The sequence below is a fragment of the Cupriavidus lacunae genome (assembly GCF_003353055.1).
Classification (GTDB): Bacteria; Pseudomonadota; Gammaproteobacteria; order Burkholderiales; family Burkholderiaceae; genus Cupriavidus; species Cupriavidus lacunae.
The window spans coordinates 58,350-72,131 of the sequence record NZ_QKWJ01000026.1 but is presented as its reverse complement, the minus strand read 5'-3'; the positions used below and the strand labels follow the sequence as shown (position 1 = coordinate 72,131).

Annotated in this window: 15 protein-coding genes and 1 pseudogene; 9 read left to right on the top strand and 7 right to left on the bottom strand. The window is 68.2% G+C overall.

The annotated features are described in order from the left end of the window. Window position 1: 1 nt before the first annotated feature. Window positions 2-1,405 carry a C4-dicarboxylate transporter DctA gene (locus tag DN412_RS20800; RefSeq protein ID WP_115213310.1) on the bottom strand — a complete coding sequence of 468 codons (1,404 nt, stop codon included), beginning with the start codon at window positions 1,403-1,405 and terminating at the stop codon, window positions 2-4. A 426-nt stretch (window positions 1,406-1,831) separates the two neighbouring features. Between DN412_RS20800 and DN412_RS20795 the strand changes: the two genes are divergently transcribed. Both DN412_RS20795 and DN412_RS20790 read left to right on the top strand, forming a co-directional pair. Continuing rightward, on the top strand, window positions 1,832-3,088 hold the full coding sequence (locus DN412_RS20795) for an allantoate amidohydrolase (protein ID WP_115213309.1): 1,257 nt from the start codon (window positions 1,832-1,834) through the stop codon (window positions 3,086-3,088). Between the two features lie 59 nt (window positions 3,089-3,147). Further along, window positions 3,148-4,416 (top strand): M20/M25/M40 family metallo-hydrolase, encoded by a 1,269-nt coding sequence (locus tag DN412_RS20790; RefSeq protein ID WP_115213308.1) that lies wholly within the window; start codon window positions 3,148-3,150, stop codon window positions 4,414-4,416. Window positions 4,417-4,678: 262 nt separating this feature from the next. On the opposite strand, the gene DN412_RS45500 is transcribed toward DN412_RS20790, so the two are convergent. Together DN412_RS45500 and DN412_RS20780 are read right to left on the bottom strand one after the other, a co-directional pair. Further along, on the bottom strand, window positions 4,679-4,807 hold the full coding sequence (locus DN412_RS45500) for a hypothetical protein (RefSeq protein ID WP_279635216.1): 129 nt from the start codon (window positions 4,805-4,807) through the stop codon (window positions 4,679-4,681). Window positions 4,808-4,904: 97 nt separating this feature from the next. Then, window positions 4,905-5,489 carry a GNAT family N-acetyltransferase gene (locus DN412_RS20780; RefSeq protein WP_115213307.1) on the bottom strand — a complete coding sequence of 195 codons (585 nt, stop codon included), beginning with the start codon at window positions 5,487-5,489 and terminating at the stop codon, window positions 4,905-4,907. A 173-nt stretch (window positions 5,490-5,662) separates the two neighbouring features. Here DN412_RS20780 and arsC point away from each other — a divergent pair, with 173 nt between their 5' ends. Beyond that, window positions 5,663-6,022: an arsenate reductase (glutaredoxin) gene (gene arsC, locus DN412_RS20775; protein WP_078198231.1), complete on the top strand. Its 360-nt coding sequence runs from the start codon at window positions 5,663-5,665 to the stop codon at window positions 6,020-6,022. 88 nt (window positions 6,023-6,110) lie between these two features. On the opposite strand, the gene DN412_RS20770 is transcribed toward arsC, so the two are convergent. The 3 genes from DN412_RS20770 to DN412_RS20760 form a co-directional block, all read right to left on the bottom strand. After that, window positions 6,111-6,338 carry a hypothetical protein gene (locus DN412_RS20770; protein WP_115213306.1) on the bottom strand — a complete coding sequence of 76 codons (228 nt, stop codon included), beginning with the start codon at window positions 6,336-6,338 and terminating at the stop codon, window positions 6,111-6,113. Window positions 6,339-6,543: 205 nt separating this feature from the next. Further along, window positions 6,544-7,200, bottom strand: coding sequence for a 3'-5' exonuclease family protein (locus tag DN412_RS20765; protein WP_115213305.1), 657 nt, complete (start codon window positions 7,198-7,200; stop codon window positions 6,544-6,546). Between the two features lie 4 nt (window positions 7,201-7,204). Further along, a complete protein-coding gene (locus tag DN412_RS20760) occupies window positions 7,205-7,855 on the bottom strand; it encodes an MBL fold metallo-hydrolase (protein WP_115213304.1) in 651 nt (216 codons plus the stop codon). Window positions 7,856-8,148: 293 nt separating this feature from the next. Between DN412_RS20760 and DN412_RS20755 the strand changes: the two genes are divergently transcribed. Beyond that, the gene (locus DN412_RS20755; RefSeq protein ID WP_208647627.1) at window positions 8,149-8,877 is read left to right on the top strand and encodes a septal ring lytic transglycosylase RlpA family protein; all 729 of its coding nucleotides are present in this window, start codon (window positions 8,149-8,151) and stop codon (window positions 8,875-8,877) included. Between the two features lie 87 nt (window positions 8,878-8,964). Here the strand turns inward: DN412_RS20755 and rsmI are convergent, their stop codons facing one another. Next, entirely contained in the window at window positions 8,965-9,873 is a 909-nt protein-coding gene (gene rsmI / locus DN412_RS20750) for a 16S rRNA (cytidine(1402)-2'-O)-methyltransferase (RefSeq protein ID WP_115213303.1), read from the bottom strand. 18 nt (window positions 9,874-9,891) lie between these two features. On the opposite strand from rsmI, the pseudogene DN412_RS20745 reads away from it, so the two are divergent. From DN412_RS20745 to DN412_RS20725, 5 genes and pseudogenes are all read left to right on the top strand, one after another. Then, a pseudogene (locus DN412_RS20745) lies at window positions 9,892-10,289 on the top strand (YraN family protein). A 63-nt stretch (window positions 10,290-10,352) separates the two neighbouring features. Further along, on the top strand, window positions 10,353-10,940 hold the full coding sequence (locus DN412_RS20740; RefSeq protein WP_115213302.1) for a phosphoheptose isomerase: 588 nt from the start codon (window positions 10,353-10,355) through the stop codon (window positions 10,938-10,940). 58 nt (window positions 10,941-10,998) lie between these two features. Then, window positions 10,999-11,865, top strand: a complete 867-nt coding sequence (locus tag DN412_RS20735) for a BON domain-containing protein (protein WP_115213301.1) — start codon at window positions 10,999-11,001, stop codon at window positions 11,863-11,865. A gap of 167 nt (window positions 11,866-12,032) precedes the next feature. Then, on the top strand, window positions 12,033-12,386 hold the full coding sequence (locus tag DN412_RS20730) for a c-type cytochrome (RefSeq protein ID WP_115213300.1): 354 nt from the start codon (window positions 12,033-12,035) through the stop codon (window positions 12,384-12,386). Window positions 12,387-12,398: 12 nt separating this feature from the next. Then, complete coding sequence (locus tag DN412_RS20725) at window positions 12,399-13,664, top strand: NAD(P)/FAD-dependent oxidoreductase (protein ID WP_115213299.1); 1,266 nt, start codon at window positions 12,399-12,401, stop codon at window positions 13,662-13,664. The last annotated feature ends 118 nt before the right edge of the window (window positions 13,665-13,782 follow it).

Below are 13,782 nucleotides of genomic sequence, written 5' to 3'. Positions count from 1 at the left end.
TCTATCGCCCCGGCACGGCGACCGGAGAACCGGCGTCCACGCCGTCCTCCGCCATCGCGGCCAGGCCAGCATCGAGGTCGGTCGCCTCGATGGTGCCGTTGAGCACGCCATGGGCCCGTTCGCGGTCGATATCCTTCTCCCAGGCAGCCACCACCACGGTGGCCACGCAGTTACCGATCAGGTTGCCCAGCGCGCGCGCGATGCCGATGAACCAGTCCACCGACAGCACCAGCACCAGCCCGATCGCGGGAATCGCCGGGTGTGCCGACAGCGTCGCGGCCAGGATCACGATGGCCGAGCCGGGAATGCCGTGCGCGCCCTTGGAGGTGACCAGCGCCACCGCCAGGATGCCGAGCAGGTCGCCCAGCGCCAGCGGCGTATTGGTTGCCTGCGCGATAAAGACCGCGGCCAGCGTCAGGTAGATCGAGAACGCATCCAGGTTGAACGAGTAGCCGGTCGGGATCACCAGGCCCACCACCGACTTCTTGATGCCCATGAACTCCAGCTTCTTCATCACCTGCGGCAGCACGCTGTCGGAGGAGGCGGTGCCCAGCACCACCAGCAGTTCGGCGCGCAGGTAGCGGATCAGCTTGACCACCGAGAAGCCGCACACGCGCATGATGGTGCCCAGCACCACCAGCACGAAGATGGTCACCGCGCCGTAGAACAGCAGCACCAGGAAGCCAAGCTGCTTGAGCGAACCGATGCCGTACTTGCCCACGGTGAAGGCCACCGCGCCCAGCACGCCCAGCGGCGCCAGCTTGATGATGAAGCCCATCATCTTGAACAGCGTGTGCGAGAAGGTGTCGATCAGCCTGACCAGGGGCCGGCCCGGCTCGCCTACCAGCGACAGCGCGCAGCCGAACAGGATCGAGACCAGCAGCACCTGCAGCACGTCGCCGTTGGCGAACGCGCCCATCACCGTGTTGGGAATCAGCTTGAGCAGGAAATCGGCCGTGCCCTGGTCCTTCACCTTGGTGGCATTGTCGATATAGCTGGCGATGGCCGAGGCGTCGAGCGAGCGCGGGTCGACATTCATGCCGGTGCCGGGCTGGAACACATAGGCCAGCAGGATGCCCAGGGCCAGCGCGATGGTGGTGACGATCTCGAAGTACACCACCGCCTTGATGCCGACGCGCCCGACCTTCTTCAGCTCGCCGGCGCCGCAGATGCCGGCCACCACCACGCAGAACACGATCGGGCCGATCAGCATCTTGACCAGCTTGATAAAGGCGTCGCCCAGCGGCTTGAGCTTGGCGGCGAATTCAGGGAACGCCAGGCCGAGTGCCGTACCGATCACCAGGGCGATCAGCACCTGCCCAAACAGCGAGCGGGTGAAGCGGGTGTGCAGGCGGGGCTGTAGCGGTGCGCCAGGGCGGGGCTGCGAGGGAACTGCATGCTGCATGGTTGTCTCCGTACCGGGCCGGTCCGGCGCCTGTGCGTTGGCTGGCGCTGGCTGGCCCATCTGATCCAGGAATCACCGGCGGCCCCGTACTGCTCTACTGGCGGGTGGCTGCCGGCCTTACGTTCCGTGCGGGGCTTCCGGGTCGGGAGCGCGCCACCTCGCGGATAGCCCCCCCTGTTGAGGCGGAATCCACGCAATCGGCTATCCGGACCGGATTGTCCGCCGCAGATTGTCTGAACGTGGAAGCGAATATAGTGCATATCATTTTTGTATGCAATTTTTGAATTCACTGTGCTAACATAAATCGCACAGAATAGAGCTTCGGCCCGGGCGCCCCGCCCGCGCCGGCAGGCCTCCGGCAGATGCCGGCGGGCCTTGCCGGACCACCCGCCGCGGCGTTCACGCACTTCCAGCAGGAGACAACGCATGGCAGCAAATCCGTCGCCGTCCGCCGCAGAGACTGGCACGCGCATCATGGCCTGGGCCGACGCCCTGGCCGTCCACACCGAGCAGCCAGGCATGCTCACCCGTACCTACCTGACCGAGGCCCACCACGGCGCCGCCGCGCAGCTGACCGAATGGATGCAGCAGGCCGGCATGACGGTGCGGCGCGACGCCGCCGGCAACGTGATCGGCCGCTACGAGGGCACCGCGCCGGACGCGCCGGCGCTGCTGACGGGTTCGCACTTCGACACCGTGCGCGACGGCGGCCGCTATGACGGCAACCTGGGCGTGATCCTCCCGACTGCCTGCGTGGCCGAATGGAACCGCCAGGGCAAGCGCTTCCCGTTTGCGATCGAGGTGGTCGGCTTTGCCGAGGAAGAGGGCGTGCGCTTCAAGGCCACGCTGCTGGGCAGCCGCGCCATCGCCGGCACCTTCGACAACAACGTGCTGGACAATGTCGACGACAGCGGCAAGACCATGCGCCAGGTGATGCGCGAGGCTGGCTTCGACGCCGCCGCCTTGCCCGCCGCCAGACATGACCGCAGCAAGGTCGCGGCCTTCATCGAAGTCCATATCGAACAAGGCCCGGTGCTGCTCAACGAAAACCTGCCGGTAGGCGTGGTGACCGCCATCTCCGGCGCCACCCGCTTTATCGTCGAGCTCGAAGGCCTGGCCGGCCATGCCGGCACCGTGCCGATGGATATGCGCCGCGACGCGGCCATGGCCGGCGCCGAGATCGGCCTGTATATCGAGAAGCGCTGCGGCGGCAAGCCGGGCCTGGTCGGCACGGTCGGCCAGTTCAACGTGCCCAATGGCGCCACCAACGTGGTGCCCGGCCGCGCCGTGTTTTCCATCGACATCCGTGCCGGCATCGACGCCGAGCGCGAAGCCGCCGTCAACGACGTGCTGGCCGAGATCGAGCGCGTCTGCGCGCGCCGCAACGTGCGCGCGCAGATCCGCAAGACCCACGAGGCGAACAGCGTGCCGTGTGCCCCGTGGCTGCAAGAGCAATGGGCCGCCGCCATTGCCCGCCAGGGCGTGCCAGTGCGCCACCTGCCGTCGGGCGCCGGCCACGACGCCATGGCCATTGCCGCCATCGCCGACGTCGCCATGCTGTTTGTGCGCTGCGGCAACGGCGGCATCAGCCACCATCCCACCGAAACCATGACCGCCGAGGATGCAGCCCTGTCCGCGCGCGTGTTCAGCGATTTCGTCGAGCACTTCCGCCTGCCGCAATAAGCCAGCGCAGATTCCCCGGAACCCACCCGAACCCTCCTCAGTAGTTACGAGAACAAGTCATGACCGCACGAGACAGTATGAACCCCACTGAAACCACGCTGACGCAATTCATCGACCAGCACCGTCCGGAACAGGAAGCCTTCCTCGCCGAACTGGTCAAGGTGCCCTCGGACAACCCCGCAGGCGACTGCGAAGCCCACGGCAAGCGCGCCAGGGAACTGCTGGAGGGCCTGGGCTTCACGGTGGAAGCGCACAAGGTACCGGACGAGCTGGTAAAGGCAGCCGGCATGATCAGCGCCACCAACCTGGTCGTGCGCAAGCAGTTCGGCACGGGCGGCCCGACCATCGCCATGAACGCCCACGGCGACGTGGTGCCCCCGGGCCTGGGCTGGACCAAGGACCCGTACGGCGGTGAAGTGGCCGACAGCGAGCACGGCCCGGTCATGTACGGCCGCGGCGTGGCCGTGTCCAAGTCGGACTTCGCCACCTACACGTACGCCGTGCTGGCGCTGATGGAAGCCGAGAAGCAGGGCGCGAAGATCAATGGTGCGGTCGAGCTGCAGTTCACCTATGACGAGGAGACCGGCGGCGACATCGGCCCCAAGTTCCTGCTCGACAACAACCTGAGCAAGGCCGACTACGCGATTTCGGCGGGCTTCTCGTACGGCATCACCTCGTCGCACAACGGCTGCCTGCACGTCGAAGTGACGGTCAAGGGCAAGCAGGGCCACGCCGCCATGCCGCACACCGGCGTGGACGCGATCGAAGCCGCCACCCACATCCTGCAGGCCATCTACGGCCTGCGTGCCGAGCTGGCCACGCGCAAGTCCAAGGTGCTGGGCATCCACACCGCCACGCTGAACGTCGGCCTGATCAAGGGCGGCATCAACACCAACGTGGTGCCTGACCTGGTGACGTTCCGCGTCGACCGCCGCATGATCCCCGAGGAAATCGGCTTCGACGCCGAAGGCGAGCTCCGCGCCGTGGTGGAAAAGGCCGCCAAGGACCGCCCGGGCATCGAAGTGAAGGTCGAGCGCATCATCCTGGCCGAACCGCTGTCGGAACTGCCGGGCGTGGAAAAGCTGATCGGCGCCCTGAAGAGCCGTGCCGAATCCGTGTTCGGCGTGGAGATCCCGGTGCAAGGCGTGCCGCTGTACACTGACGCCCGCCACTACACCAAGCGCGGCATCCCGACCGTGCTGTACGGTGCCGGCCCGCGCACGCTGATGGAAGCCCGCGGCCACAACTCGGACGAGAACCTGCGCCTGAACGACCTGAATCGTGCGACCAAGGTGGTGGCACTGGCGCTGTCGGATCTGATGAAGTAAGGCCTGGGCGCCGGCAGGCGCCGGGCTTTGCAAGGCAAGACGCCACGGAGGAATCCGTGGCGTTTTTGTTTGATGCGGGCTGGATGGGATCGATCCTGCCGCTCACTTCGAGTCTGACTTTCCGGGGCGCTGCAGTAGTCCCGCCCGCCAAGCCGCGAACTCGGCTTCGACTTGCTCGTTGGGTATGCCTTTCCCGGCTCGGATGCTTGCTCTGCCTGCTTCCACTTTGGCGCGCAGGTAGTCGTCGTCATCGTAGACATGGTCACAGGTACACGAGAATCAGGTCAGCGATTACATCCGAAGCGGGACGCTGTTCAACCTCGATCGCCTGCAGGAATGCGAATTTGAGCTTTGCATCCAGCGAAATGGTGAAGTCAGTCTTCTTGGGCATGGGCAGGTTCCGATGAGGTGCTCTGACCATAGCCATTCTTCAGACTGCCATTCCACGGCTCAAGCGGACTCGTCTGCCGCAACAACGGAAAAGTCTCCTACTCCGGCAGCGTCGTCGCTCCCGCCCCCAGCACACGCTGCATCAGCACCGTATCGATCCATTGCCCGTGCTTGAACCCCACCGCCTCCAGCCGGCCGACGGTGCGGAAGCCCAGTCGCTCATGCACGGCCAGCGAGCCCGCGCCTTCGCCGCCGGCGGTGCAGGCGATCACGGCGACCATCTGGCGCCAGGGGCCGGTCTCGCAGCGAGCGACCAGCTCGGCCAGCAGGGCCTGGCCCAGGCCCTCGCCGACGCGGCGGTGGTCGATGTAGATCGAGTCCTCGATGGCAAAGCGGTAGGCGCTGCGCGCGCGGTAGGCCGATGCATAGGCGTAACCCAGTACCTCGCCGTCGCGCACGGCGACCAGGTAGGGCAGGCCCTTGCGGTGTACCTCGGCAAAGCGCAGCTGCATCTCGTCGACGCTCGGCGGCACTTCCTCGAACGAGGCGCGGCCGTGCACCACGTGGTGCGCGTAGATGGCGTGGATGGCGGGAACGTCGGCGGGGGTGGCCTCGCGCAGGGTGAAGGGTTTGCACGTGCCGGTGGCGGAGGTCGTCGTGGCGGAAAGAGTAGTGGAAGTCATCGGGAATGGCGCCCTATGCAAGGACTTGGGGCAACGCAGGATGCGTGCCGGGCACATGCACCAGCGTGATGCTGCGCGAGGCCCGGTGTCTTGTATATAGTGCGGATTGATTTGCACCGCATCAGTGCCCGCGCCCCGTGATAGGGCGCGGCAACGACAAGAAAGGACCTGCCATGATCACCATCTACCACAACCCCCGCTGCTCCAAGTCGCGCGAGACGCTCGCCCTGGTCCAGGCCGCTGCCGAGCGGCTGGGCGAACCGGTGGAGATCGTGGAGTACCTGAAGCAGCCGCCGTCGCTGTCGACGCTGCGCCAGTTGCACACCCTGCTGGGCGTACCGGTGCGCGAGATGCTGCGCGACAACGAAGCGCCGTATGCCGAGCTGGGCCTGGATGATCCCGGCCTGACCGAAGCCGAGCTGCTGGGCGCCGTGGCCGACAACCCGATCCTGCTGCAGCGTCCGGTGGTGGTGCGCAACCGCCGTGCCGCGATCGGCCGCCCGCCCGAGAACGTTGCGCCGCTGCTGGCCTGAGCCAGCCAGGCCCGGCACGAAATAAAACCGGCCCCCACGGCTGTGGGGGCCGGCCGGTGCTTGAGGCAAACAGCTTCAGGCGGGTCGTCTAATGAACACCCAGCCAGTGCATGGCCTCCTGACCGAAAGCGATGGCTGCCAGCACCACCAGCAGTACCACCAGCGTCACGGTGCTGATGTATAGGGTGGCCTTGGCGACTTCGGCGTCCTCATCCGAGGTGTGGCGATGGGTAATGGGCGTGGCGCCCCGCGTGGCATGCGGCCAATGGATCCGGCCGGCCAGGTCTCGCAAGTGCAGGTCGGTAGGAAAACGCATGATCGACACCTCCTCGGCAGGCGCCGCGCGGTCCGGGCAATATGGCTCAAGCGGACTATGGCGTAGCTGCGCAAGTGCGCCGGATGGTCATGGCTCGTTTCGCCCGGTACGCCATATCTGCTTCTACTATAGCCGGGCTGGCGGCACTTGCGAGCACTGGTCTGCAAAGGGCGTGCCGCCACGGCTGATGCGCCGCAACAAGGGTTCAGGCCTGCTCGGGCGGAGGTGAGGACTCGCTAGCATCCGCCGCAACACCGGGCGTCATGGCGGCCAGCGCGGCTTCGCGCTCGCGCAGCGCGCCCAGCATGTTGCAGAACAGCGCGCCCTGTTCGAGCGCGTCGTCCAGCGCCACGTGGGTGTGCGGCAGCGGATCCATCCATTCGGCCGGGAGGGCCGCCTTGACGGTCTTGCGATAGGGGCGCCCGGTCAGCGCAAAGCCCAGCGTCTTGATGTCGAGCGCGGCCCAGCCAAAGGGCGAGCGCCCGGCAAAGCGCATCATGTACCAGAACATCCAGGTGAAATCGAAGCCTGCCGGAAAGGCGACGAAGACCGGCTTGCCGGGCAGGCTCTCGACCCATTCGACATAGCGCACCATGGCGTCTTCGGGCCGCTGCAGGTCGCGCCGGCAGGCGCTCCAGGCTTCGGGCTGGGTTTGCCACCACTGCATCTGCACCGGGTGGCCGGCGGCGCCGGGCAGGGTTTCGAGGTTGGCCGAGAAGGTGCCGATCACGGTCTTGTCCGCCAGCATGGCCGCCGACGCGAACGACAGCATCGAGTGCGGGCCCGGGATCGGGCCGTCGGCCTCGACGTCGGTGCTGACGTAGATCTCGGGGCGGGTGTCGGGCGCCTGTCGCTTGGCCATGGCCTCAGCCCACGTCGATCAGGTGGTCGGCCACGAACGGGTTGTTGCGGCGTTCCTCGCCGAAGGTCGAAACCGGGCCGTGCCCCGGAATAAAGGTCACATCCTCGCCCAGCGGCCACAGCCGCGTGCGGATCGAGCGGATCAGGTCGGCATGATTGCCGCGCGGGAAGTCGGTGCGGCCGATCGAGCCGGCGAACAGCACGTCGCCCACCACCGCCAGGCGATTGGCGCGCGAGAAGAACACCACGTGGCCAGGCGTATGCCCCGGGCAGTGGTAGACCTCCAGGGTCTCGTTGCCGAACTGCACGGTGTCGCCGTTCTCCAGCCAGCGGTCGGGCTCGAAGCTCTCGGCCTGGCCGAAGCCGAAGCGGCGCGTCTGCTCCGGCAGCTGCTCGATCCAGAAGCGCTCGTCCTGTTGCGGGCCTTCGATCGGGATGCCCAACTCGCGCGACAGTGCCGCGGCGCCGGCGCAATGGTCGACGTGACCATGCGTGAGGAAGATCTTCTCCAGCGTCACGCCTTGCTCCTTCACGGCCTCGTGGATGCGGTGGAGATCGCCGCCGGGATCGCAGACCGCGGCGCGGCCGGTGCTTTCATCGATCAGCAGCGAACAGTTCTGCTGGAAGGGCGTGACGGGTATGAGCAGGGCTTTCATGGACAGATTCTTATGGCCCGTGCCGGGCGGGCGAGGCTGTTTTCAGCGGGGCGGACAGACTGGCCGCACGGTCGGCGGCGGGTGCCCAGCATTGTAGCGCCAGGCCGTTCAGGACTGCCCTGGCTCGCGCCATGTGCCTCATGGGATACCCGCTTCCAACCATGGGGCGCTGGCGCGAATCCCTTGCCACAAGCGGGATTCCGGGCAATTAGGCCACGATGGTGCGAAATCGTACAGATTTCGTAACAAAATGAAAGGGATAGTCGCAAAGAGTCAATGTTAGACTGCCGCCCATGCTAAGGATCTCCGCTCTCACCAAGCGCTGGCAACAGCTGGCCAAGCTCGGCGCATGCACCGCATGCGCCGTGGTGCTGGCCGCTTGTGCCACGCCGCCTGAAAGCGGCAATGCCGGCAACGACACCGCCGGTGCCGTGCCGACACGCGCTGCGAAGAACAGCAAGTCCGACAAATCCGCGCGCGCCTCGGACAACGGCAGCGGCAGCTGGAGCCTGTTCGGCTATGACCCGGACGAAGGCCGCAGCGGCAGTTCGCTGGACGGCCTGCGCGCCGACATCGGCACGTTCGAGCAGCGCGGCGTTGCTTCCTGGTACGGCAAGGGCTTCCACGGCCGCAAGACCGCCAACGGCGAACGCTTCGACATGCGCGCCATGACCGCCGCCCATCCGTCGCTGCCGCTGGACAGCTGGGTGCTGGTGCGCAACCTGCGCAACAACAAGGTTGCCGTGCTGCGCATCAATGACCGCGGGCCGTACCACGGCAACCGCGTGCTGGACGTCTCCTACGGCGCCGCGCGCCGTCTGGGCTTTGTCGATCGCGGCGCGACCAACGTGGAAATCCGCCGCCTGACGCGTACCGAAGTGGCCGCGCTGGGTCCGCAGGTCGATGCCGGCGGCACCGAAGCCGGCGACGGCAGCGGCGACGACGACGTGTCCGTGCCTGAACTGGCCAACTCGCTGGCGCCTGCCAAGGCGCGCAAGTCGGTCAAGCGCAAGCGCCACTGATCAGGCCAGCGCCGCCGCATGCCGCCGCGCGCTGACACCTCTCCCTTACGTTTCCCTCCCCAGGCGCGCATCCCTGCGCGGGCCGCGTCAATCCTCTGCCTGACCCGCGCGCTGCGCCAACGCCAGTTGATAGAGCGCATCGGTGCCCGCACCGGTGATCGCGGCCGCCAGCTTGGCGGCACGCTTGGCCGGCAATTCGGCCAGCAGCAGCGCCAGCACGCGCTGCGCTTCGGCATCCGGCAGGCCATCCGCGGCGGCCGCGCTGCCAGCGCCTTCCACCACCAGCACGAATTCGCCCTTGGTCCGGTTCGGGTCGGCCGCCAGCCAGGCCGGCGCCTGTGCCACCGGCAGCACCGCGATGTCCTCGAACAGCTTGGTCAGCTCGCGCCCGACCAGCAGCCGGCGCTCGCCCGGCAGGCCGGCGGCCAGCGCGGCCAGGGTGTCGGCGATGCGGTGCGGCGCCTCATAGCAGACCCAGGCGTGGTCCAGCACGGCCAGGCGTGCGATCGCCTCGGTGCGCGCCTTGGGCTTGCTGGGCAGGAAGCCGACAAAGGTAAAGCGGCCCTCGCCGGCATCGAGCATGTCGCCCGCGACCGACAGCGCCGCCACTGCGGCACTGGGGCCGGGCAGGGGCACCACCGGATGACCGGCGGCGCGAACCGCCTCGACCAGCCGCGCGCCCGGATCGGAGATGCCCGGCGTGCCGGCGTCCGAGACATAGGCAATGCGCTCGCCCGCGGCCAGGCGCGCGGCGATGCGGCCAGCGGCCTCGCGCTCGTTATGCTCGTGCACGGCCACCAGCGGCCGCTGCAGGCCCACGCGCGACAGCAGCTGTCCGGTATTGCGGGTGTCCTCGCAGGCCACGGCGTCGGCCAGGCCGAGCACGTGCAGCGCGCGCAGCGACAGGTCGGCGACATTGCCGATGGGCGTGGCGACGACGAAAAGGGTGCCGGCCGGGTAGGACTGGCTTGCCGCCAGGGAGATCCAGTCACTCATGCTTGAGAACTTCCGTTGATGCGATCATTCAAATCCACCACGCAGGTGCAAAGCAGGCAGGTACGCGGTGCGCAGGCAGAGGACCGGGCCCTGGCACACCTGCGGCGCCAGGGCCTGGAGCCCGTGGTACGCAATTATCGCTGCAATGGCGGCGAGATCGACCTGGTGATGTGCGCGCGCCGGACGGCACGCTGGTGTTTGTCGAGGTGCGCCAGCGCAGCGGCCGGGGCTTCGGCGGCGCCGCGGCCAGCGTCACGCCGGCCAAGCAGCGGCGCGTGCTGCTGGCGGCGGCGCACTACCTGGCCACGCTGGCCCGGGTGCCGCCGTGCCGCTTCGACGTGGTGGCGCTGGAACCCGGCCGGCTGGACTGGCTGCAGCATGCCTTTGACCTGGATGCCGCCGGGGCTGGTTCATAATGCGCGGCAGACCCTAACCTGCGATCCGCGGATCGAAATGGCAACAACAAGGCCCACAGAGCCATGAGTATCGACAGTATCCAGCAACATTTTCTAGACAGCGCCGAGACCAAGCGACAGGCAGCGGCGGTGATGGCCCCCTATATCGACGCCGCGGTGGAACGCATGGTCGGCGCGCTGACCAGCGGCAACAAGATCCTGGCCTGCGGCAACGGCGGCTCCGCGGCGGATGCGCAGCATTTTGCCGCCGAGCTGGTCGGACGCTTCGAGCGCGAACGCCCCGGCCTGGCCGCGATCGCACTGACCACCGACAGCTCGATCCTGACCGCGATCGGCAACGACTATGACTTCAGCAAGGTGTTTTCCAAGCAGGTCGAGGCCCTTGGCCAGCCCGGCGACATCCTGCTGGCGATTTCCACTTCGGGCAATTCGGCCAACGTGATCGCCGCCATCGCGGCCGCGCGCCAGCGCGAGATGGCCGTGATTGCGCTGACCGGCAAGGGCGGCGGGGCCATCGCCGGCCTGCTCGACGAATTCGATATCCACCTGTGCGTGCCGAGCGAGCGCACCGCCCGCATCCAGGAAGTGCACCTGCTGACGCTGCACTGCCTGTGCGACGGCATCGACGAGGCCCTGCTCGGGGAAGCCTGATCCCGGCCCTTCCCCGTTTCCATCCACATTCCCAACATCCAGCCACAGCAAGGACCGCATGACGAATCTGCCCACCACGCAAGCCTCCCGGAACGGCGCCGGCGCGCGCCATCCTTCCCGGACGTCCACCACCTCCGCCGCCTTCGGCCTGGGCCGCGCCAGCCTGGCCGCGGCCGCCGTACTGGTGTGCGCCACCCAGCTCGCGGGCTGCTTCCCCGTGCTCGCCGGCGCCATGGGGACCGGCGTGGCCATGGCCACCGACCGCCGTCCGACCGCCACCCAGACCGTGGACCGCGGCCTGCAGCTCGAGGCCGAGAGCACCATCAACTCGCGCTACAACGGCCAGGCCCGCGTCAGCGTGACGGTGTTCAACCGCAAGGTGCTGCTGACCGGCGAAGCCAGCAACGACACCGTCAAGCAGCAGATCGAGCAGTATGTGCGCGGCCTGCAGAATGCGCGCGTGGTGATCAATGAGCTCGAGGTGGTCAACTCGCCGGGCTTCATGACCCAGAGCCAGGACGCCTACCTGACCAGCAAGGTCAAGACGCTGCTGATGACCGCCGACGGCGTGCCGTCCAACTCGATCAAGATCACCACCGAGAAAAGCGTGGTCTACCTGCTGGGCGTGGTCACCACCGCCGAGGGCGACCGGGCCACGGACGTGGCGCGCAATGCCTCAGGCGTGACCAAGGTGGTCAAGGCCTTCGACTACGTCAACGACGCCGAGCGCGTGCGCCTGGACGCGGCCTCGACCTCGCAGAACCCGTCGTTCGAGGGCAGCGTCGGCACGCCGGCGCCGGTGCAGTCGGTGCCGGGCGTGGGCGGTCCGATCGATGCGTCGGCCACCGCGGGGGCCACCACTGCCCCGGTCGCGGCCCCGGCCACCTCGCCCGTGGCGCTGCCGCCGGGCCGCAACCTGCCCTGAGCGCGCGCCCCGTTTCGTTTCCCGGGGCCTGTCTCGATGGCGTCCGCTCATGCGGACGCCGTTTGTCCTTCTGCGGTTTTCTCCGCACATCGCTCCCCCCGATGTGCTACGGTTGCCACGCCGGCCGCCCCAGCGGCACCCCGCGCCGGCCCACACGGAGCGAGACCATGACAACCATCCCCCGGGCCGCTGCATGTTTGCGCAGGCCGCTGAGGCTGGCGCTGCTGGCAGCGGCGTTGTGCGGCGCCCAGCCAGCGCTGTCGGCCGACCCTGCGACCGGTGCCGCGCTGCGCGCGCGCAGCCAGGCCGCCGCCTGCACCAACTGCCATGGCCCCGCCGGGCGGGCGCCGGCAGGCAGCTCGATCCCGTCGCTGGCCGGCCGCCCGCAAGCGGAGCTGGCCGCGCAGATGCAGGCCTTCAAGGCCGGCACGCGTCCGGCCACGGTGATGCACCAGATCGCCAAGGGTTACAGCGACGACCAGATCGCCGCGATCACGGCATGGTTTGCCGCCGTGCGCTGACAGGGGACAGCCATGCAAAGACGAAGCTTCCTGGGTGCCGCGGGCGCCGCAGTACTGGGTACGGCCGGGGTCAGGGCGGCGCGCGCCGCTGCGCCGGCCAGGGTGGTGGTGGTGGGCGGCGGCTATGGCGGCGCTACCGCGGCCCGCTACCTGCGCGAGTGGAGCGGACAGGCCATCGAGGTGACGCTGGTCGAACCGGATCCTGCCTTTATCTCCTGCCCGCTGTCGAACCTGGTGCTCGGCGGCAGCCGCCAGATCGGCGACCTCACCTTGCCGTATGACGCGATGGTGCGCCGCCACGGCGTGCGGCTGGTGCGCGACACCGCCGTCGCCATCGATCCGGCCAGGCGGACCGTGCGCCTCGCGGGCGGCACCACGTTGCCTTACGACCGCCTGCTGCTGTCGCCGGGCGTCGAGATGATGAGCGATGCGCTCCCCGGCCTGAAGCAGGCCGGCGGCGACCAGATCCTGCACGCCTGGAAGGCCGGTCCCCAGACCGTCGCCCTGCGCCGCCAGCTGGAGGCCATGCCGGATGGCGGCACCTATGCCATCAGCGTGCCGCTGGCACCGTACCGCTGCCCGCCAGGCCCGTACGAGCGCGCCTGCCAGGTGGCGCACTATTTCAAGCAGCACAAGCCGCGCAGCAAGGTGCTGATCCTGGACGCCAACCCGGACATCACCTCCAAGGCCGGGCTGTTCCGCCAGGCCTGGGCCTCGCAGTACCCGGGCATGGTGGAATACCGGCCGCAGCACGAAGCGGTCGATGTCGACCCCGCCACGCGCACGCTCAAGTTCGAGGTGCAGGACGACGTCCGCGCCGACGTGCTCAATGTGCTGCCGCCGCAGCGCGCCGGCGCGATCGCCGTGTCGGCCGGGCTGGCCACGGCCAACGCCAGGTGGTGCGAGGTGGACTTCCTCAGCTTCGAATCGCGTGCCGCGGCCAATATCCACGTGATCGGCGACGCCATCCAGATCGCGCCGCTGATGCCCAAGTCCGGCCATATGGCCAACCAGCACGGCAAGGTCGCGGCGGCGGCCCTGGTGGCGCTGCTGTCGGGCCGCGCGCCGGATCCGGAGCCGCTGTACAACAACACCTGCTACAGCTTCACCTCGGACCGCGAGGCGGTGCACGTGGCCAGCGTGCATCGCTATGACGCGGCGCAGAAGACCATGGTCACGGTGCCGGGCTCGGGCGGGCTGTCGCCGGCACCGACGGCGCTGGAAGGCGATTACGCGCTGGCCTGGGCAAAGGGGATCTGGGCGGAGATGCTGGGGTAGGCGGCAGTGTTGCGAGGGCGGCGCGGCCCTCGCAAAACCGCAAGAACGTGCAATGGCGCGCGGACCGGCGCTGCTACCCTAGGCGTTCCGACTGACACCCAAGCCCGTTCGAGCCCCG